Annotated in this window: 23 protein-coding genes; 2 read left to right on the forward strand and 21 right to left on the reverse strand. The window is 37.4% G+C overall.

Annotated features, from left to right (window positions below):
* Positions 1-4: 4 nt before the first annotated feature.
* A complete protein-coding gene (locus AQPE_RS20235; protein WP_318351334.1) occupies positions 5-511 on the forward strand; it encodes an RteC domain-containing protein in 507 nt (168 codons plus the stop codon).
* Positions 512-854: 343 nt separating this feature from the next.
* The gene (locus AQPE_RS20240) at positions 855-1085 is read left to right on the forward strand and encodes a hypothetical protein (protein WP_318348298.1); all 231 of its coding nucleotides are present in this window, start codon (positions 855-857) and stop codon (positions 1083-1085) included.
* 189 nt (positions 1086-1274) lie between these two features.
* Here AQPE_RS20240 and AQPE_RS20245 read toward each other — a convergent pair whose 3' ends face one another.
* From AQPE_RS20245 to AQPE_RS20345, 21 genes are all read right to left on the reverse strand, one after another.
* Positions 1275-2645 carry a TolC family protein gene (locus AQPE_RS20245; protein WP_318348299.1) on the reverse strand — a complete coding sequence of 457 codons (1371 nt, stop codon included), beginning with the start codon at positions 2643-2645 and terminating at the stop codon, positions 1275-1277.
* Positions 2642-3844: an ABC transporter permease gene (locus AQPE_RS20250; protein ID WP_318348300.1), complete on the reverse strand. Its 1203-nt coding sequence runs from the start codon at positions 3842-3844 to the stop codon at positions 2642-2644. The genes AQPE_RS20245 and AQPE_RS20250 overlap by 4 nt, the downstream gene beginning before the upstream one ends.
* Before the next feature lie 2 nt (positions 3845-3846).
* Positions 3847-4677, reverse strand: a complete 831-nt coding sequence (locus AQPE_RS20255) for an efflux RND transporter periplasmic adaptor subunit (protein ID WP_318348301.1) — start codon at positions 4675-4677, stop codon at positions 3847-3849.
* A gap of 11 nt (positions 4678-4688) precedes the next feature.
* The gene (locus AQPE_RS20260) at positions 4689-5627 is read right to left on the reverse strand and encodes a transporter (RefSeq protein ID WP_318348302.1); all 939 of its coding nucleotides are present in this window, start codon (positions 5625-5627) and stop codon (positions 4689-4691) included.
* 156 nt (positions 5628-5783) lie between these two features.
* A complete protein-coding gene (locus AQPE_RS20265) occupies positions 5784-6374 on the reverse strand; it encodes a TetR/AcrR family transcriptional regulator (RefSeq protein ID WP_318348303.1) in 591 nt (196 codons plus the stop codon).
* Between the two features lie 203 nt (positions 6375-6577).
* A complete protein-coding gene (locus tag AQPE_RS20270) occupies positions 6578-7057 on the reverse strand; it encodes a hypothetical protein (protein ID WP_318348304.1) in 480 nt (159 codons plus the stop codon).
* 57 nt (positions 7058-7114) lie between these two features.
* Positions 7115-7870, reverse strand: a complete 756-nt coding sequence (locus AQPE_RS20275; RefSeq protein WP_318348305.1) for a thioredoxin domain-containing protein — start codon at positions 7868-7870, stop codon at positions 7115-7117.
* On the reverse strand, positions 7840-9279 hold the full coding sequence (locus tag AQPE_RS20280; RefSeq protein ID WP_318348306.1) for a cbb3-type cytochrome c oxidase subunit I: 1440 nt from the start codon (positions 9277-9279) through the stop codon (positions 7840-7842). The genes AQPE_RS20275 and AQPE_RS20280 overlap by 31 nt, the downstream gene beginning before the upstream one ends.
* A 6-nt stretch (positions 9280-9285) precedes the next feature.
* Positions 9286-9837 carry a cupredoxin domain-containing protein gene (locus AQPE_RS20285; protein WP_318348307.1) on the reverse strand — a complete coding sequence of 184 codons (552 nt, stop codon included), beginning with the start codon at positions 9835-9837 and terminating at the stop codon, positions 9286-9288.
* 65 nt (positions 9838-9902) lie between these two features.
* Complete coding sequence (locus AQPE_RS20290; RefSeq protein WP_318348308.1) at positions 9903-10520, reverse strand: SCO family protein; 618 nt, start codon at positions 10518-10520, stop codon at positions 9903-9905.
* Positions 10521-10522: 2 nt separating this feature from the next.
* Complete coding sequence (locus AQPE_RS20295; RefSeq protein WP_318348309.1) at positions 10523-10951, reverse strand: c-type cytochrome; 429 nt, start codon at positions 10949-10951, stop codon at positions 10523-10525.
* Positions 10948-12651, reverse strand: a complete 1704-nt coding sequence (gene tal / locus AQPE_RS20300; protein ID WP_318348310.1) for a transaldolase — start codon at positions 12649-12651, stop codon at positions 10948-10950. Before tal ends, AQPE_RS20295 begins: the two co-directional genes overlap by 4 nt.
* Position 12652: 1 nt before the next feature.
* Complete coding sequence (locus AQPE_RS20305) at positions 12653-13504, reverse strand: SPFH domain-containing protein (protein ID WP_318348311.1); 852 nt, start codon at positions 13502-13504, stop codon at positions 12653-12655.
* 72 nt (positions 13505-13576) lie between these two features.
* Positions 13577-13915 carry a carboxymuconolactone decarboxylase family protein gene (locus tag AQPE_RS20310; protein ID WP_318348312.1) on the reverse strand — a complete coding sequence of 113 codons (339 nt, stop codon included), beginning with the start codon at positions 13913-13915 and terminating at the stop codon, positions 13577-13579.
* A gap of 65 nt (positions 13916-13980) precedes the next feature.
* Positions 13981-14322 carry a DUF488 domain-containing protein gene (locus tag AQPE_RS20315; protein ID WP_318348313.1) on the reverse strand — a complete coding sequence of 114 codons (342 nt, stop codon included), beginning with the start codon at positions 14320-14322 and terminating at the stop codon, positions 13981-13983.
* Between the two features lie 24 nt (positions 14323-14346).
* Positions 14347-14673, reverse strand: coding sequence for a cupin domain-containing protein (locus tag AQPE_RS20320; RefSeq protein ID WP_318348314.1), 327 nt, complete (start codon positions 14671-14673; stop codon positions 14347-14349).
* Between the two features lie 46 nt (positions 14674-14719).
* The gene (gene nadA / locus AQPE_RS20325; RefSeq protein WP_318348315.1) at positions 14720-15655 is read right to left on the reverse strand and encodes a quinolinate synthase NadA; all 936 of its coding nucleotides are present in this window, start codon (positions 15653-15655) and stop codon (positions 14720-14722) included.
* Between the two features lie 72 nt (positions 15656-15727).
* A complete protein-coding gene (locus tag AQPE_RS20330; RefSeq protein ID WP_318348316.1) occupies positions 15728-16024 on the reverse strand; it encodes a hypothetical protein in 297 nt (98 codons plus the stop codon).
* 60 nt (positions 16025-16084) lie between these two features.
* Positions 16085-16750, reverse strand: a complete 666-nt coding sequence (locus tag AQPE_RS20335; protein ID WP_318348317.1) for a ferredoxin reductase domain-containing protein — start codon at positions 16748-16750, stop codon at positions 16085-16087.
* Between the two features lie 53 nt (positions 16751-16803).
* Positions 16804-18198, reverse strand: a complete 1395-nt coding sequence (locus tag AQPE_RS20340; protein WP_318348318.1) for a PLP-dependent transferase — start codon at positions 18196-18198, stop codon at positions 16804-16806.
* Positions 18199-18202: 4 nt separating this feature from the next.
* Positions 18203-18904, reverse strand: a complete 702-nt coding sequence (locus AQPE_RS20345) for an aspartate/glutamate racemase family protein (RefSeq protein WP_318348319.1) — start codon at positions 18902-18904, stop codon at positions 18203-18205.
* Positions 18905-18916 lie beyond the last annotated feature (12 nt).

Below are 18916 nucleotides of genomic sequence, written 5' to 3' on the forward strand. Positions count from 1 at the left end.
AAATATAGACTTTTATAAATACTATAGAAACGGGTATACCCATTTTGATACCTATTATTTTTTGAGGGGCAAGCCTGATGTTCAACTAGCTTTAGATAGTTTTTATTTTGAGCGAGACTCAAGATTTTCTACTTGCTATGATTTTGCAGTAGCTAAAGTTATCGCAAATGATATGTTGACCGTTTATCTCAACAACGAATTGGTTAAACTCGATAAACACCCAGAAGAAGAACAGATTACTGTTTCATTTCCAAAAGTCAAAGAAATCTGGACAGAAAGTAAGACTGACCTTGTAGAGTTACTTTACGCTTTGTATGAATTAGGATGTTTTAATTTCGGAAAGATTTCACTCATACGTCTAGCCAATTATCTGGAAAACGTATTTAATATTAGCTTAGGAGATGTATATCGTACCTATCTTTCGATACGTGGTCGTACTAACAGAACACAGTTTTTAGATCAATTGAAAGAGAGACTGATTGCAAAAATGAATAAGGATGACCAAAAATAGCGATAATAGGTTATTACCAAGTTCTTCTTTTCGAATCTTCTATAAATAAATTTTATAATATATTGAAAAAAAGAAATATAACGATTCAGAAACACCAAGTACAATACCAAGATTTTATTCCAGAAATTCTCCAGTATTAAGTCTATAAGCAGCCGCATTAAGCGCCTTTTTAAATTTATTGAAAAAGAAATTTGCTAGAACCAAGTTTCTTTTTCATGATTATTTAAAACCTAGCTTATAATATATTTATTCACGCAGCTTTCAATTAATTTGGAAAAAAATTTGATCAACTTGGCCTTATAAAATATTACTAGTCCTGACTTTTGTGACAAAACTAATTGCTATGGAAGTCATTACAGTTGAATCGAAGGCATACAAAGAATTGATGGCAAAGATTAACCCAATTGCCCAGTTTGTGGCAGAATACCAGTCTGTCAACATGATTAATCCTGAAGAGGAGTGGATAGATAGTTTCAAAGTTTGTTACTTTTTGAACATCAGCCAACGCACAATAAGGGGATATAACAATATTTTGAAGCGATTGTCCTTTTCAAGTATATTCTTCAATCTATGAGAGTGTAACTCTTTTGAAAACATAGAAAGTTCTTCCTCTGATTTATTATTTTTATGAAAGTCGCTGCTCTATAATTTTTTTTCGTTAAAACTGTGTTTGAGATTATATAATTTTAAACTTCTGGGGTCAATAAACTCGAGACATTTCTTTGATACAGTTATAGAATTACAACCATTAAAAATAATTCTATCAATAAATTACTCCTAATAAATATTGAAGATTTGCATATTCAAGGAGAGTATCCTTCTCAATGTTTAATAACTGGATATTTATTTTGATTATATTTAATTGTGCGTCATTCAATTCGATAGTGGTTATCACACTGTTTTTATAACCTACCAGTGCAATTTCATAAGCTTTGTTTGCCACTTCCACGTTAGTCAATACCGATTCACGCTGTGCATTGAGTGAATAGATATGTTGAATAGATGTTAAATATTTATTTTTGAATTGAAGCTTGAAGCTTTCTTCGTAAGCTTCAAGCTTCTCAATACCGGCCTTAATTTCCTGAGCTTTACTTTTCGATAAATTCCCGTCAAACAAATTGATTCTTATACCAACTCCAATCGCATAACCTTGTCTCCATGCCTGATCAAAAGGAGGGGTGTCAAGTCCATGATAGATATGATAGTTACCGAATGCAAATAAAGTCGGTAAATTTTCAGCCTTTTCAATTTTCTCTTTATAATCGAGGACACTTTTCATTGCTTTTAGTGACTGTATTTTATTATTCCCGGTATTAATACTGTCTGAAAGTTGTCCTGACGAAAGCATTGAGCAATCAATAGGATTGGAAATACTACCTATACAAATGATGGAGGTGGTATCTGAGAGATTAAGCAAAACTTTTAAAGCATCGAGTGTAATTTCTTTTTTGCTTTTAAGTTCAAAGAGTCGACTTTCGAAATCTTTCAATTTAGCTTTGAACATAAGAACGTCAAATTCCGAACGAACACCTTCCTGATAAGATTTTTCAGCCATGGCGAGATGTTCCTGGATTTGACTCAATGCCTGCTCATTAACCTTCAAAACTTCATCCAGAAAGAGCACATTATAAAATGCAGTCTTAACATTCAGGCTTAAATTCCCTTCAGTTTCCCGAAAATCTTTCTGGTAGGCTTCTTTTAATGCGTTGGTGCTCTCCAAAGCATTTTTACGTTTCCCTCCCGCATATAACGTGTATGTCATATTCATGTCCATGGTTAATATATCCCTGTCGAGTATGGAGAAAGGCGCCTTTGAATGCATAATAATATCTTCACCGGTTGGTGTGCCACTGCTCAGAACTGGGACACTGGAACCCTCAAGTGGGAATAATCCTGCCGTATTATTGGAATAAAAATACTTTGAAAGTATTTCTGCCTGAGGAAGAAAATTAGAATTGACCTGATCGTGTTTGGCGTCAGCTTCCTTAATTTGACTTTCATTTATCTTTATGTTTGGATTTTGATCTAAAGCAATCCGGATGGCATCATTAAGCGTAAGTGCCTTTTGTGCAAAAGATGTTGTATTCCATAAAGCAAGTGACATTAGAAAATAAATAATTATACCTTTTTTCATGATTGAATCTCCTCTACATTTAATTTAATATTTTCATGTCCTAATTTCTTTTCGCGATGTTTTCTTTCAAATTGACCAACAATTATGGACACAATTGACAATACGGAAAATAATCCTGTGAATTGCCAGAGTTTGTTCATAAAAGGTTGTGCCGTAGCTAGTGGCTGATGATGGTTAAATACCAGATAAAGTGATTTTAGATAATATCTTAATGGGAACCAACCTCCGATTCGGGTTGGTAAATCAGCCATTTGTTCGAATGGCACCATATATCCTGAATACATAAATGCAGGGAGGACAATAAGAGTGATAATGGCAGCTAAGATTCCACTATTGTTAATGTTTAAAACAAGAAAGTAGGAAATACTTTCCATTGAAATAGTGAATAGGAATATAACTGATATCACATTCCAAATTTCGGATTGATCAAATGGAACACCAAATAATAGCATTGTAGAATAGAATGCAACAGAAATCGATGTCCCTGCAACAAATCCAGAAACTATGGCCGCCCGGATAAGTTCTATTGCCGGAATTTGTCTTGCATTTCGAATTAGTGGAAATTTTTGTTTCCAGATTTTGAGGCTTCCAAGTAAGGCAAAAAGTATAGTAATCATTGAAATCGTTTGCATGGCTAAACCCATAAATGCCGGAAGTACAGAAGCCTCCATACTCAGAGTAGGTGAGTAATAAACTCTTTCGGCAACACTGATTAGAGGTTCTTTTGAATGTCGGCTATTCGGAATACTACCTAAATCTTCCACCCGAACATGCAATGCAAGTTGACCATTGATCGTCGAAATAATCTGGTTTAATTTTGAAAGCGCTGTACCCGGAATTGATGGATTTGCAGTGCCATTTAATGCTGCCAATATTCTGACTCCAAGATTATTTTGGATGTCATGATAGGCATCATGAGGAATAACTACACCCATATCAATTTCATTCCCGTCGATCATTTTCTGTAATGAAAGGTAATCAATGGGCTGATCTACAATTTGATAATAATCGGAAGCACGAATGTTGTATAAAATTGACCGACTCAATACAGAATGATCCTCATCCACAATTGCGATGCGAATATTGCGCGGTGCAGTCTTGTAATACATTCCTGCCATCATGCTGAAAAACAATATCAATACCAATGAAACCATAACGATTCGCATGATAATCATCATAGCAAGTTTGAGCATTTTCATGTCTATTGGTTTTTAATTGGGTTCGAATTGTCATTACCCGGCTCTTTTAGCGTAAGATAGACATACATGCCTGGTTTACAGGTGACTATTGAAGCATGTCGAGGAGTATCCACCAATTTCATCTTTACATCAAAAGTCCTTACGTCGCGTTCGTCCCTCAGTGTTGTTGGTGTATGTGAGGCGAATTCAGCAAAGGGAAGTATTTGAACCACCTTTGCTGCATAATCTGGTCCGGAAGTATTACTTTTTATTTCAAATTGCTGTCCAATATTGATCTGGTCTATGAATCTTTCAGGTATACTAAATCTTGCCCAGGTTCCATCCGGATCAGTAACTATAACGACTGCCATTCCTGGCGATAATATTTGTCCGTTTTCCAAAACCTTAACATTCACGATGCCATCTATTGGTGAGGTAATAAGCATATCTTCAATTTTGGTTTTTAATGCCAAGATATTACTTCGAAGTACCTCATACGATGTTTCTATCTCATCAACCTTCTGCTGCGGCAAGGCACCAGCTTGAAATAAATGTTCCATCCGGCTTTTATTCAGAATGATGTTTTTAAGCTGAGAATTCATTGCATCCATATTTGCATCTAATTCCCTCGTATCAAGGCGGGCAATTTTATCACCTTGTTTTACGGTGTCTCCTTCATCAACATATATTGATGTAATTTTCCCAGGTAGACGTCCGGTTATATTGACCTGTGTATTTTCAATATAACCCATAAATTGATGTTGAGTCGGTTCTTGTTTTAACGAATTTGTGCAGGAAAAAAGAATGATTCCTATCAGCGATAGCGAAATCTTTAGGAATAGTTTTGCTTTCATAGTAATATATATTATTTATTTGTTTTCAAATCGAAATAATAATCAAGCTGTATTAAAGCAGTATATTTGGTTAACCAGCTTTTATTTTGATAGATCGTGTAGGGCACTCCGAACCGGAGGTAGAAGTCTTTCAAATAATTAAACCATGCGCCAACAAAAAGATTAGCATTGTAATCGTCGGTATATGGAATAGATGAGCCAGCTTTTTTGTCCTTTAAATTCCAGAAACCATAAGCGCCACCTTCAAGACCAAAATTTCCATAATTTGAATTGAACTGTTTTTGAAAAGTTATAGATGCGCCTGCTTCATCTCCTACATTTAATCCTTGGGAATTGCCGGTACGATATTCAAAATAGATTGAATATATCATATCCAGATTCTTGAATCGATGCAGGCCGGCTACGTCACCTTTAAACTTGTATGCCCCAAGACCGAGCGGGTTATCATTCGCTCTAATATTTTTGTATTTTCCGGTTGGAAAACCAACAGTTATGCTTGAAGTCAGGTTATTTTCGAAATTTTTCGATTCAAGAAGTCTATAATTACCCCCTATTGCAAAATCTCCGAATCCTTTGTCGGTAATTGTTGTTGTTGGAGAAAAATGATGAATTGAAGCAAGCTGAATTATAGTGAATAAATTAATACGGTCTGTAAGTCCATAAACTGCACGACCATAGTAATATGCCTCATTTAGGACCATAGTTTCAGAAACTTGCTCGGTTTTTCCATTTTTCGAATTCAGATATTTGTAGTATTCAGGGAACTCTGCCTGTAAACTAAAAAGTATCCTATTCTTACTGAGGGTTAAAGGTTGAAGATTTAATACTGAGATAAATACGGGTCTTTTAGCAAATCCGGTATCTTGTAGTATTTCGGAATTCTGTCCGATAGATGGCCTTACTAATACTAGTAATAAGCTGAACAACAGAAGAATCATTTTCTTTTTCATCGTATATCTATTTAAGATTTATGTATGCTGAACATCTATTGCTTAATTAACTTTCTTGTTTTTGCCTGTATAGTAATTCGTATTTAATGATTTTATTTAGATGCAAATAAACGCTCACTTACATTGCTGGTCAAAATTTTTTAAGTTTTAAAGCACTTATTTTTTAAGCATTTTCAATAATAATAGTATCATTTGGCTGCAAAAATTATCGAATTGAAAACCTTTTCCACCAATCAACATTTCCATATTCATTGCAAGAGGAATGCCCATATACATTAATGCTACGTTTTCTATAACGACATTTTCATCCCAGATTTCTGCACTAATACCATCTGAAATTATTTCCATCACGAACTGTTTTTGATCGTGAAAGATTTGTTGCAGACGTTTCTTTAGTTCAGGATCGTTTTTATAGGATGCCTCAGAAAAAAGCAACATGTTTATTCCTTTGTTATTAGTATGATATTCAATAGTCGTACTCAGGTATTTATTTAATCGAATGGAAGGCTCTTCATCAGACCTTGCTATTTTTCCTAGTTCCCCAATAAAATTATCTTGTATATCGTTGAAAATGGATACGATAATGTCATTTTTAGATTTAAAATGACGAAAAATACTTCCCTCGCTCATACCAATCCGTTCAGCAAGATTCTTGATTGATAGATTTTTTATTCCATGGGTTGAGATAATATCAATTACTGCTTGTTTAATTTGTTCCTGGCGAATATCAGTGCTCTGTCGTTCCATAATAAAGTAAGTGAGTGTTTGCTTACAAAGATATAGGTATTTTTATAAATAACCAACAATCCTCAAAATATTTTGAAAGAAAAACTCAAGCAGTTCGAATCAATATCAGTGTCTGAAGTTTCATTTTTCACTTTGAAAAAACTTAGAGATTGCTTAAACTATCTTCGATTTTAGATAACTGATTGCTTCAGTTGAGGCCAATTTTATTTTTCACACAACCGATTAGAAAAAATTGGACAATATAGTTGGTAAGTATTTGCTAATACAATCTGGTGAAATTTCTTATAATTCTTTTTTTTTTTGTTTCTTATAATCGTGAAATATGCAAAAAAAATAAAAATCAAGGTTACGGCTATTCTGAAAATCATCGCACCCATAGTTTTAGTTTCGTATTTACCTCCTGTTTTCACATGAATTAGGAATCCAATGAATGTAAGGATGAGTATCAGTAATGTAATTCCTAAGGACTGCACGGTCCATTTTTTAGCTTTTATAAATCCAAAAACAGCAGACAAATAGAGTAGGCTGCTTACGAAATTTGCCCAAACAACGAATAAGACATAGTTTCCCTCTTTTGCTCGTATGCCAAATAAATCAAATATTATTGAACTGCTTAGAAATAAGGTTAGTAACCCAAAGGCGGCTAAAGCTAATACCAATAAATAGGGAAGTGCTCGTTTCATGATTAATTGATTTTAATGAATGTGAGATTTGATTGTGCTATTTTTGCTCCATTTCAATCAAATCTGCTTATGCCGAACGCTATAGCTAATGCCAAATAGCAATAACAGCGCAATGATTGCTGGTAGCGCCAGAAAAAGCAAACCTAATCCGGGAGTATTCTTTCCCGTTTCAGGATTGTAATTAAAACAGGAGAATAATTGATTCTTAGCTGGCAACCGATATGAAGGAGAAAAAACATCGTTGACACTTCTGATCAATAATTCAAGATCTGATTTATTTCTCATGCCAATCAGTTTTTTCGTGATATAACCTTCTTTATTAACGCCAACCAGTAGGGCATCATGATCATACTGGCTCCGGATGCTGTCCCATAAAGGGTTGAACCCTACCGACAGGTTCAGTTTTTCAATGTCGCCGGTGGTCGCAAAAAGCCATTGTTTATTATTTCCAAGGTTAAGACCTTTCGACAGGTTTATCATATCCTCGCGGGTGTCTCTGGGATCGAAGCTAAGTACTAAAACGCTAAAGTTCCCAGTATCGGTTTTAAATTGCAGATTTTCTTTTAATTGTAAGAGAAATGGGTTGCAAATGCCTGAACATCTTGTGAAAATTAAAGCTAAAATAACTGGTTTTATGGCAGATAGCTGAGTCAGAGTTCGATAATCTCCATTGTTTAAGTTTAATTTTGCATCATAAACTTTTTCGTAGATATTGTTTTCTTCCTCAAACCCGGTTGAGGCAATTTGAGCTACGGCTAACTGATTAAAGAAAAAACTTAATGCTAGGAAGCAGAAAATAAAATGTTTAAACATCGTTTACATATTTGAAAGAAAAAGATAAGAATTGCCGCTAAATATATGGTAGCAAACACGGCTGCCCCAATTGCTAACGGCACTGCCATCGGAAATTCAGCAGGATAATTACTGTACCTGCGAGGTATTGATTCCGCTCCGCCAATATAAAAGGCCATAAGGAAGCCTATTCCGCCAATCAGGAGCAGTGTTATTTTTAATTTCGTTAATTTCTCGGAGTTGGTATTTTCGGAGAATTGAATTGAAAACCAATGGAAGAATGCCAGGCTGAACAGCACGTTGCCCAACGCGTTATAGGTGTGAAAATGCGCGGGAACCCATAGGGTATTGTGAAGAACAAAATTATTTGTGATCGTTACATCAATAACGGCCCCCAATCCGCCAATAACCCATCCGGCCACACCGATAAAAAACAGTAGATTCGTTAGCGACCATTTTATGGGTGTTCGATAAACGGCTACCAACACGCTGAATACGGTAACCCCGGCAGCAGGCAAACTGGCCATGTAAGACGCAATTTGTCCAATAATCTGGAATCCAACCGGCTGAACAAAGTCCATGTATAAATGATGGAAAAAGGCGGTTAGTATAAATACCAGGGTACAGTTCCAGGCCAGGGAAATATACCAGGTGGTTTTCCATTTTGGTCTTCCGCCCACTTCCGAAAATAATTCGTAAATCACCGCCAGTCCTAAATAGAGCATTTCATTGGCAATGGTGTGACCAAAAAAGTAAGTGAGGTTTTTCATCAGCAAAGCGTCATTAACAAACGCGCCATTCGAATAATATTCGGCGGCATACATTGCAAGCAGCAGCACAGCCCCCAGCAGGCAGGCTACAATTCCAATCAGCGTAATCATCGAGATCAGGATAAAAGGAGGTGTTTGAATGGTTGGATTTTTCCTGAAATATTGCCAGGCCAAAGCTTTGGTTAGTGGGTATTTCTTCAGTGTTTGGGTCATCATACTCACTGCCCAGGTTAACCAACCAACGCCCATCACTAAAATAGAACCCAAAAACATGGGAGTTGCCCATTTGGCCCACATAATTTTAAGCGGCAATGGATAAAGGAAGGTCCAACCCGCATGGAAATTTCCAATGTAAGTTGAAGTCCACAGCATTAGAATTCCAGTTACTGTAAGTACCATGGCCACAACGTTGGCCAAATAGCTGGTTTTTAAATATCGTTCCATCAAATAGTTGATACCGGCCATCCCCGCAACAAACCAAATACCTATTTGGGTAAGTCCGTGTGTTGTCATGTGAGCATAGAAAGTTGCGGGTTGCTCATGGATTATTTCCCCTTGATTCAGACGCATGAGTATGCCCAACACAATGTTTACAATGAATAAGAAAAGAACCGTTATAATCCAGAGTGAGGTGATTTTTCTCAATTTTATGGTTTCCATAATTCTCTATTTAATAGTTAAGGAGGCTCGCATGACCTGATGTGCCATTCCACAATATTCAAGACATAAAATGGTATAGTTTCCAGGCTCTTTAAATTTCCATCGCAAGCAGTTTACATATCCTGGCATTGCCTGAGTCTGGGCAATTAACCTGTTAGATTGATCGTATATTGCAAAGCCATGGTTTACATCCAGGCTGGTTACTCTAAATTCGACCAGCTTGTTTGCAGGCAATTCGATGGAAGCTTCTCCCACAGGATTTTTAGGATCTATTGCTTTGTCAGACATTAAGAAAGTAAATTGCATGGCCGACACATGTATTACACGGGCAGGGGTCTCATCTGAAAAAAGAAAATAGGGCGAACGGGGAATTGTAACCGACGCGAAAATACCCAGAATCACAAACAGGATTAGTAAAAACCAAAATCTTGTTCTTAATGGGTTGCGTATCCCTTGATCATCTTTTCCGGCTTTTTTAGAAGAAAGATATACGAAGGTGAAAACCAACGTGCTCATACCTGCTAAAACCAAAAATAATATTAGAATTGAATTCTGCATGGCATTATCTATTTTAATTTTTTGTTGAAGAAGAACAAATACCTGATTTGCTTCAACTGCATTAGTTACTTCGGAAACTGTTCATTTAAAAGGGTTCTCAGATCAGCAATCAAACGTTCCGTCTCTTTTGGGATTGTTCCGTCATACACGCCACGAATGTGTTTGTGGGTGTCAACCAACAAAAGGCCGCCACTGTGAATATAATTACCGGGAGACGATTTGTCAGGGTAGGCCGTTGCAAAATAGCTGTTTTCCGCCATCGAATAAATGCTGTCTTTTTCTCCGGTTACAAAAAACCATTTATGGCCATCGACCCCCAGAGCTTCAGCAAATGATTTTAGCCTTGGTATTGTATCATTTTCAGGATCAATGGTGTGCGACAGAAAGAAGATATGCGGATTTGTTTTAAATGCTTCATATACTTTTTTCATTTCACTGGTCATAATCGGACATATAGAAGTACAGGAAAGAAATATGAAATCGGCAACATATATTTTATCGTCGAAGGTTTTCCCGGTAACCACAGCACTATCCTGACTTAAAAATGTGAATGGTTTAATCGTAGAATATATAGTATCGTTGCCTGTTATGATTGGGTGCCCAATGATTGGCAATTTCTTTTCGGTGTTTGCACAACCAGCCAGAAGCAAGGCAATTATTAAAATATTCAGGATATTTTTCACGATTACTTAATTGAAAGAATATAGTCAACTATTGCGTCTAATTCTTCAGCAGACAATGCTTTTGTAATGGCTATTTGTGGTTGCATCACGCTGGATTGAGATGGATCAACAATGGATTTGCCTTCACCTTTCAAATAAGCTGTTAAACCCGCTTTGTTTCCTGAATAAGCCGCTGCAATATCTTTAACAGCCGGACCAACCAGTTTTTTGTTCAATTGATGGCAAACCAGGCACCCTTTGTCTTTATACAGTTTTTCTCCGTATCCGACTGTTGCAGAAGCTACCTGGGTATTTTTTTCTTCAGGTGTTGCTTGTTCCGGATTGCTTGTTTGTACTGTTTCGGTACTTTTTTGATTATCCTTTTTCGGTGAGCTGCATGATGCGGCCATTATTAAAACCAAACTAATTGCGATTAAAGTTTCTTTTTTCATGATACTGATTTTAAATTGTTATTTTTATTTCTTTTTTCTTCATCACCAAGAAGAAAACGGTCATCAGATTCTTTTTTAGGAGAATTCTCTAATGACTTTTTTGCAATTACTTCCAACAGCTTATCAAAAGATTCAATAAATTTCTTGATCCCATCCTCTTCAAGTTTTCTGCTAATTTTTTTTATATCGATCCCGACCTCTGCTAATTCAGACATCACCCATTTAGCCTGAGCAATGTCAACTTCTAATTGGAGTGCAGGATTGCCGTGATTACGATAAGCTTGAAGAGTTTCGAGAGTAATTGTATTGATTGTATCAGGCCCAATAAGAGCTTCTACATATTTAACATCACTATAATCGTGATTTTTGGTTTTTGTGCTAGCCCAAAGTAGCCTTTGGGGTAAGGCTCCTTCGAGGGCTAATCTAGCGAACTGTTTACCTTCAAATGTCTTTTTATAAATTTCATAAGCAATTTTAGCATAAGAAATTGCAACCTGTCCACGAATATCTGTGGCAAAATGTGCCTGTTCTCCGTGTGAAGCAATAAAGTCTGCCTCTACCGGATCCATCACAGAATCTATTCGGCTTAGAAAAAAGCTTGCTACTGAAACAATATTCTTAACCGGTTTACCCTGATCAAGACGCGCTGTAAGGCCAGCAATGTAGGCTTTTATAACCTGCCTGTATCGCGATAATCCAAATAATAAAGTAACATTGACATTAATTCCTTCGATAATAAGTTGCCGCATTGCAGGTAAGCCTTCGGTAGTTGCCGGAACTTTAATCAAAACATTGGGTCGATTTAATGCTATCCACAACCGACGGGCTTCCTCTATTGTGCCATTGGTGTCGTGTGCCAGATGAGGATTCACTTCCAGGCTTACATATCCTTCTCTGCCATTTGTTTTTTCATACAAGTTTCTGAATTCGTCAGCAGCTTTCTGTATGTCTCGCTGGCTGAGTGTTTCATAGATTACTTTCGCATTACTTTGCTGAAGCGCTAATGCGCTAATGTCATTATCGTAGATATGGCTTTCCGATATTGCCTTCTCAAAGAGGGATGGGTTCGAAGTCATTCCTTGCAGTCCATCCTTCTCAATCAGCTGTTTCAACTCACCACTTTCGAACATATCATTCCTGATATAATCTAACCATATCGATTGGCCGAGTGTTTCTAATTTTACTAAAGGGTTGTTTTTCATGATCGTATTTTTTTTATCTTTCTGTTTCTTTCTTTTCTGCTTGGATGGTATGATGAAAACCGGAATAGAAGAATGATCTAAAACCTTTTCTGTAGCACTCTCCAGCGTTATGTCTTCCAGCCATTTCCAGCTGTGAGAGCCCATAACTATAATATCAGCATGCAAATCTTTTGAACTCCTTAATATCGATTCTGCAAAATCACCTTTCTTTACACGGGTTTGAATGCTCTTATATCCAAGAAGTTGTTTGCATTTATCAAGAAAATGCTGCGATGCTTTTTTCAGTCCTGCAACACTATCTGATTGCAAAGGACATTCATTCACTATACCTGTAAATCCCATGATCGGAGAATATCCTACTGAAGGATAATACACCGGATCTGCGATTACATGCAGCAAAATAACTTCAGCATTTATGGATTTAGCAATTGAAAAACCTGCTTTTGCTACTTTTTGTGCTGTTGAATCATAATTCAGCGCAATCAGTACTTTTTTCACCTTATTTTTGTTTTTTATTTAACGGTACTACTCCTGCCATTTCTCCGATAATATTGACCAGTTCGGTACCTGTTGGAATTACAATTTTAGTATTATCACCAAGTGATACTTCAAGAGCCTCTAGCTTTCTCAATAATTGAGCGTTTCCGATAAAATATTTATCCGCTGCTTCATTGACCAGTTTAATTGCTTCGGCTTCTCCTTCGGCATGCAATATCTTCGATTGCTTAAAGCCTTCTGCTTCTTTAATCTTAGCTCGTTTTATACCATCGGCTACGGTTTCTGCAGCTGTAGCCGAATCAATGGCCGCTATTTTCTCATTTTCAGCTTTTACCACTTTATTCATGGTTTCCTGCACATCTTTTGGCGGATCGATTTCTTTTAATTCTGTGCGTACTATCTCTATACCCCAGCTTTGAGTTTCATTATGAAGTGTTTTATAGAGTTCTGCATTAATTTTCCCGCGCTCACTGTTTGCCGACTTAAGCGTTAGAGTGCCAATGATATTTCGTAGTGTAGTACGTGCTAGATTAACGATCTGTGATTTGTAATTATTAACATTGTAGATCGATCCTTTAACACTTTCTTCATCAGATTTCACCCTAAAATAAACTTGTGCATCAACGCGTGCATTCAGATTATCGTTGGTGATTATTTCCTGTGGTTCGGCATCAACCATTTGTTCAGTAACATTCACCATATATAATCTATCGATAATTGGAATAATCCAGTGAAATCCAGGATAGGCAAAATTATGGTACTTTCCGAGCCGTTCGATCAAACCACGATGGGTTGGCCGTACGATCCTTATTCCTAAGAGAGATAGGAATACAACAGCTATTGTTGAATACAAATAGTACATTTTATTTTCCTTTCTTTTTATTAAATTATTATGTGTCAGTATAATAGTTGGCTATTCTGTCACCTATGGCTTAATTGATTCCATTTCATCTATCGCCAAAGCAGCATGAGCATAAGCGGCTCCTGCCCGCATTTCCGAAGCTACCCAAATGGCTTCCATAATTTCTTCTTTGCTGGCTCCTTTTCTCAAAGCCAATTTCGTGTGGCTGCTTATGCAATACGGGCACTGGGTTACATGTGCCACTGCTACGGCAATAAGCTGTTTTGTTTTTTCAGACAGTGCACCTACTTTAAAAACCGCTTTCCCGAAATTGTGGAATGCTTCTGCCATTTCAGGCGCCAAAGCCACTCTTTTGTCGTAAATTTCTTTTGTTGTTTCAGGATAGAGCTGATTACTTTTCATGGTACTTTATTTTATTGTGTTTAAATAATTGTGCTTAAGAATTTCCGCACCAGATCATGGAAATGTTAGCGGCTAAAGAGTTCTTTAAGAACAAGTGCTTCATTGTGCTCTTCATCTTTTGCACCAAAAATCAGGGTTACAACTCCATTTGTTAGCTGTTCTTTCAGCATTGCAACTGACTTCTTGTTTTCGTTGAGTTCAGCCAGATAGCGTTTTTTGAATTCATTCCATTTCTCAGGGTCATGACCAAACCATTTCCGGAGTTCTGTACTTGGAGCAATATCCTTCAACCATATATCGATGCTGGCTTTTTCTTTTGTCAATCCACGTGGCCAAAGTCGATCAACAAGGATTCGTATGCCATCTTCGTCTTCCGGCTTTTCATATACTCTTTTGATCTGAATCATTTTAGATTGATTTTCTTTGTCGCGCTAACCCTTGATCATAGTCAACAGCATTTTGAACTGTTCAACAGCCTGCAAGGCATGTGATACATTTGCCGGCATAATAATGGATTCGCCCATTCGCACTAAATTGGGATTTCCTCCAATAATGATTTGTGCTTCACCATCCAATACCTGTACAATGGCATCAAACGGTGCAGTGTGTTCAGTCAGGCCTTGTCCTTTATCAAAGGAGAACAGGGTTATATTTCCGGACTGATTTTTCAATACCTGTTTGCTTATGACTCCTCCGGATGAATATTCTATCATTTCTTCCAGATTCAGTACTTTTCCCTTACCAAATAGTTCTTGCATAATCGTTTGTTTTATAGTATTTTGTGTTGATTTTTCAATTGTATATTTAATTCGATAATTCAAACATTCTCAGGATCGGCTTTCTTGCTTTTTCCATGATTTCTGAACTTAGATTCACTTCAAATTTCTCTTCATTCAGGCTGTCGTATATTTTTTGCAAATCATGGAGCTTCATAAACCGACAATCATTACATCCACATGTTGAATCAATGGGTGGCGCAGGAATGAATGTTTTATTGGGATTCCGTTTCCGCATTTGATGAAGGATGCCCGATTCTGTGGCTACAATATATTCACTTCCACTATCTGTTTCGGTAAACTTTAGAAGAGCTGATGTTGAGCCAACAAAATCGGCGGCTATCAGAACTGGTCTTTGACATTCTGGATGAGCAATTAATTTGGCTTTTGGATACATTTTAAGTAGTGCCAACATCTTCTCCAGTGAAAATTCCTCGTGTACATGACACGCTCCATCCCATAGAACCATTTCTCTCCCTGTAATGCTGTTCAGGTAATTTCCCAGATTCCGATCGGGCGCAAAAATTATCTTTTGATCGTTTGGAATGCTTTCGATTATCCGGACCGCGTTGGTGGAGGTGCAGGTAATATCGGTCATTGCCTTAATCTCCGCTGTCGTATTCACATAAGAAACAACGATATGATCGGGGTATCTTTCCCTGAATTCCTTAAATTTGTCCGCAGGGCATGATTCCGCCAGCGAACACCCGGCATTCATATCCGGAATGAACACCCTCTTATCTGGCGATAAAATTTTGGCCGTTTCGGCCATAAAGTTAACCCCTGCAAATACGATAATATCAGCCTTTGTTTCAGCCGATTTTTTTGACAGATCAAGGCTATCTCCAACAAAATCAGCAATCTCCTGTATTTCAGGAATCTGGTAATAATGTGCCAGGATAACTGCGTTTTTCTCTTTCCGTAGCTTCCCAATCTTCTTTATCAGTATTTCATTATTTTCCATAACTGTTTTCCTTTTTTACTTTATATTCGTGATCGTACTCAATATAAAATAAGCCGACTAATCAGCTCGTTTTTACTCTGCACCCACATTACAATTGAGACAGGCAAGAGCGAACGCATCATATTCATCATAGGCCGGTCCGGGTTTCCCATTTATTGAGATAATGCGATCGATGCGGACTTCTTCTCCCGAATCGAAAACCAAATATTCCTCAATACTCCCTTTCTTAATCAAACCATTGATTTTACCTTTTGCTTCTTCCACTTCGGTTCCCTTTCCGAAATAAAAGACTCTGCTAAATTCTTTTTCCTGTTCTTCTGAAAACACCTCGTAATAAACAGGATATACAGGACTAAAATCTGTTTTCATTTTTTTTTGTTATCTATTTTGTTATCTCAGCTCAAAATTGGTGTGGAATTTCTGTTCCATCTAATAACTTATATTTATCATGTCTTTATGGATGCCCAACTCCAGTAATTGATCACGGATCTGTTCAGCAAAATTACCTGGACCACAGATGTAAAATGGTTGATTGGGCTTCGAAATTTGATTTTTCAGGACTTCGAGATTAATATGTCCATATAAAAAGTTGTTTTTTTTCTCGCGCGATAAAATGTTGATGAAATTTTGTCCAAGCATTTGGCAGAGTTCTTCAAATAGAAGAATGTCCTTTTCGGTTTTATTGGCAAAAAGCAATTTGCTGCCGGATACTCTGTTTTCGACATTCAATTGGCGCAGCAAAGCAACACATGGGGTAATCCCGGTTCCGCCTGCAATAAACATTCCCGGTCCAAGGTTTTTATACGAATCCCAGGCATCTCCTATCATTAGCTGGTCGCCTTGCTTTAATTTTGATATCTCCAGGGTCATCCCGTTGTGCCCGGCATAAACTTTCAAGATCAGTTCGAGGTATTTTTCGCTGCTTAATCCGGTTAAGGTAAAAGGAGCATTCTCTCCCTGAAAACGCGGATTCTCAAGCGAAACTTCAATGGCTTGCCCGGCATAGAATGAATAATCCAATGGCCTCTCTAGCCGCAGGCAAAGTACGTCGTGAGTTAACCAGCTCTTTTCAATTATTTTAACAATGTGTTGCATTTCACATCTTATTTTTAGTTATCCATATAATTACAAACCATTTTGAATACACGTTACTGTGCCGAGATGGCACTGAATCCGGATGCTAAATCACGAATGATGGCATCCTGATCTTCAGTGCCTACAGATAGCCTCATGAGGTATCGTTTTAATCCCATTTCAGCCAGTGTTACGTTATTGTCATGGTAGTGCGTAATCAGAGAATAGGGCATCAACATTGTTTTTTCAAATCCCATGCTGGGCCCCTTAATTCGTATGGTACAATTATCATAGAATACTTCAGCGGTCTCAAAGCTGTCGTTTATAAGCTCGAAACTAACTACATGTCCATTCCCATTTTTTAATCCGGTGGGGTAATATACTTTTGCGACACTGGAATTAGACATGAGATATTCTACAATTTTTTCTGTATTTTCAGCCATCTTCTTTATTCTCTCAGGAAAACTTCGAAGATTTTCAGAAAGTACAATTCTTTCATCATCATCCATTTCGAATGGAAAGGGCAGAATCTTTTTTGCAAGTTCAGGATTTTGAGGATTGACAAATAAAACTCCACCAATATGGTTGTTTTTACCACTTAATGACTTTGAAGTGCTATGAATAATTATATCAACATCAAAATCAAAAGGCGAAAAATGAAATGGTGATGCAATTGTGCTGTCAACAATAACAACCGCTCCTTTTGCATGAGCCTGTTGTACAATACTTGCCAAATTTTCTACCTTAAGTAAAGGATTCGTCGGGATTTCAAGAAATACGATACTTGCTGAATCCGGAACGTGAATCTGGCTTCCACTTTCAATGAAGATAGTCGGGTTGTAAGGAAACCTTATTGGTAGATTTTTAAACAATTTCAAAGTATCAACATAGGCGTTCCCAATTACTACAGCACCAGTTTCCTTTTTTAGGAAACCACTTACAACGCTATAAATTGCAGCCATGCCACTGGTGAAAAGAAAGGTTAGTTCCGGGCTCGAACCTGCTTCTAATTTACTTAGCAAATACGGAAGATCATCACTTTTTTTACCGGAAGCACTATTTTCGAGTATTCGTTGAGCTTTTCTGGAATTAAGAATAACTCCTACATTCGTTACACTATCGCGTGCTGATTTAGCGTATTCTTTACTTACATAAATCAGCCCATATCTCTCTTTCCCGTTATTACCTACTTTTATTTCAGAATGTTCGCGGGTTTGGGCATCGAAATAGTTCGAATGGACAAAACTGGCAGCCTCCAGAGTTTGAATGGCAATAACTTCATAGCCTTCCTTCCGGTGTTTTTCCTGAACTGCAACGACAAAAGGGTGAGGGATAAATCGTGGATAGCCCTGTTCAGGAACCCTTCTTTGCTCTTCGTAATTAACAATGTCGCGCAGACGTGGAAAGATGCAGGTCAGCCCATGTGTTCCGCCGACCATCTCCGCTTTGTATATTTCTTTGTTTCCCATGGTATTATGAATTTTCGCGGCAATATTTTGCAATTGATTCGACGTGGATTTTAGTTGTGTTTAAAACAGGGATTCCTGCATAAGTTTCCGCAGTCAGGATTAATGGGAACTCTGTGCAACCCAGAATCAGTGAGTCGATCTCTTGTTCACGTACCATCTTTTCTATGATCCCGATCAGGATTTCGCGTGTTTCATCTTTAAAAATTCCCAGTTCAATCTCGCTGAATAACTTGTAATTGATTAGTTTCCGGTCTTCTTCATCAGGAGCAACGACCTCAATGTTTTGTTTCCGAAAAACATCCGGGAAAAATGAGGCTTTCATGGTCAAATCAGTTCCGAACAGCCCAGCCTTTTTTAGTCCTTTGCTTTTCGCTTCGATGCAGGTGGTTTCAACAATACTGATTAACGGGATTCCGGACCTTTCTTTTAATTGGTCAAATAACTGGTGTGGCGTATTTGCACTGAGGACAGCAAAATCAGCACCGGCTTGTTTCAACCCTTCTATTTTTTCGGAAATATATGCTGTGGCCTGTTCATACTTCTTTTCTCTCATCAGCCCGATGAAATGTGCCATATTCACACTATAAATGATAATTTCAGGATAATTTAAATCTCCATTCCCGTTTTTAAAGGCATTGATAATTTCTTTGTAATAATCAACGGTTGCCTCGGGTCCTAATCCTCCAATAATTCCGATTCGTTTCATCTGTGAATCTTA

Source organism: Aquipluma nitroreducens, assembly GCF_009689585.1.
Taxonomy (GTDB): Bacteria; Bacteroidota; Bacteroidia; order Bacteroidales; family Prolixibacteraceae; genus Aquipluma; species Aquipluma nitroreducens.

Bases quoted from the DNA above. Each gene is read 5' to 3' on its own strand.
- AQPE_RS20335 (WP_318348317.1), bottom strand. From the start codon at position 16,750: ATGCAACACATTGTTAAAATAATTGAAAAGAGCTGGTTAACTCACGAC.
- AQPE_RS20330 (WP_318348316.1), bottom strand. From the start codon at position 16,024: ATGAAAACAGATTTTAGTCCTGTATATCCTGTTTATTACGAGGTGTTT.
- AQPE_RS20315 (WP_318348313.1), bottom strand. From the start codon at position 14,322: ATGATTCAGATCAAAAGAGTATATGAAAAGCCGGAAGACGAAGATGGC.
- AQPE_RS20265 (WP_318348303.1), bottom strand. From the start codon at position 6,374: ATGGAACGACAGAGCACTGATATTCGCCAGGAACAAATTAAACAAGCA.
- AQPE_RS20250 (WP_318348300.1), bottom strand. From the start codon at position 3,844: ATGAAAATGCTCAAACTTGCTATGATGATTATCATGCGAATCGTTATG.
- nadA (WP_318348315.1), bottom strand. From the start codon at position 15,655: ATGGAAAATAATGAAATACTGATAAAGAAGATTGGGAAGCTACGGAAA.
- AQPE_RS20320 (WP_318348314.1), bottom strand. From the start codon at position 14,673: ATGCAAGAACTATTTGGTAAGGGAAAAGTACTGAATCTGGAAGAAATG.
- AQPE_RS20295 (WP_318348309.1), bottom strand. From the start codon at position 10,951: ATGAAAAAAGAAACTTTAATCGCAATTAGTTTGGTTTTAATAATGGCC.
- AQPE_RS20270 (WP_318348304.1), bottom strand. From the start codon at position 7,057: ATGAAACGAGCACTTCCCTATTTATTGGTATTAGCTTTAGCCGCCTTT.
- AQPE_RS20255 (WP_318348301.1), bottom strand. From the start codon at position 4,677: ATGAAAGCAAAACTATTCCTAAAGATTTCGCTATCGCTGATAGGAATC.
- AQPE_RS20280 (WP_318348306.1), bottom strand. From the start codon at position 9,279: ATGGAAACCATAAAATTGAGAAAAATCACCTCACTCTGGATTATAACG.
- AQPE_RS20285 (WP_318348307.1), bottom strand. From the start codon at position 9,837: ATGCAGAATTCAATTCTAATATTATTTTTGGTTTTAGCAGGTATGAGC.
- AQPE_RS20240 (WP_318348298.1), top strand. From the start codon at position 855: ATGGAAGTCATTACAGTTGAATCGAAGGCATACAAAGAATTGATGGCA.
- AQPE_RS20245 (WP_318348299.1), bottom strand. From the start codon at position 2,645: ATGAAAAAAGGTATAATTATTTATTTTCTAATGTCACTTGCTTTATGG.
- AQPE_RS20340 (WP_318348318.1), bottom strand. From the start codon at position 18,198: ATGGGAAACAAAGAAATATACAAAGCGGAGATGGTCGGCGGAACACAT.
- AQPE_RS20275 (WP_318348305.1), bottom strand. From the start codon at position 7,870: ATGTTTAAACATTTTATTTTCTGCTTCCTAGCATTAAGTTTTTTCTTT.
- AQPE_RS20310 (WP_318348312.1), bottom strand. From the start codon at position 13,915: ATGAAAAGTAATCAGCTCTATCCTGAAACAACAAAAGAAATTTACGAC.
- AQPE_RS20260 (WP_318348302.1), bottom strand. From the start codon at position 5,627: ATGAAAAAGAAAATGATTCTTCTGTTGTTCAGCTTATTACTAGTATTA.
- AQPE_RS20345 (WP_318348319.1), bottom strand. From the start codon at position 18,904: ATGAAACGAATCGGAATTATTGGAGGATTAGGACCCGAGGCAACCGTT.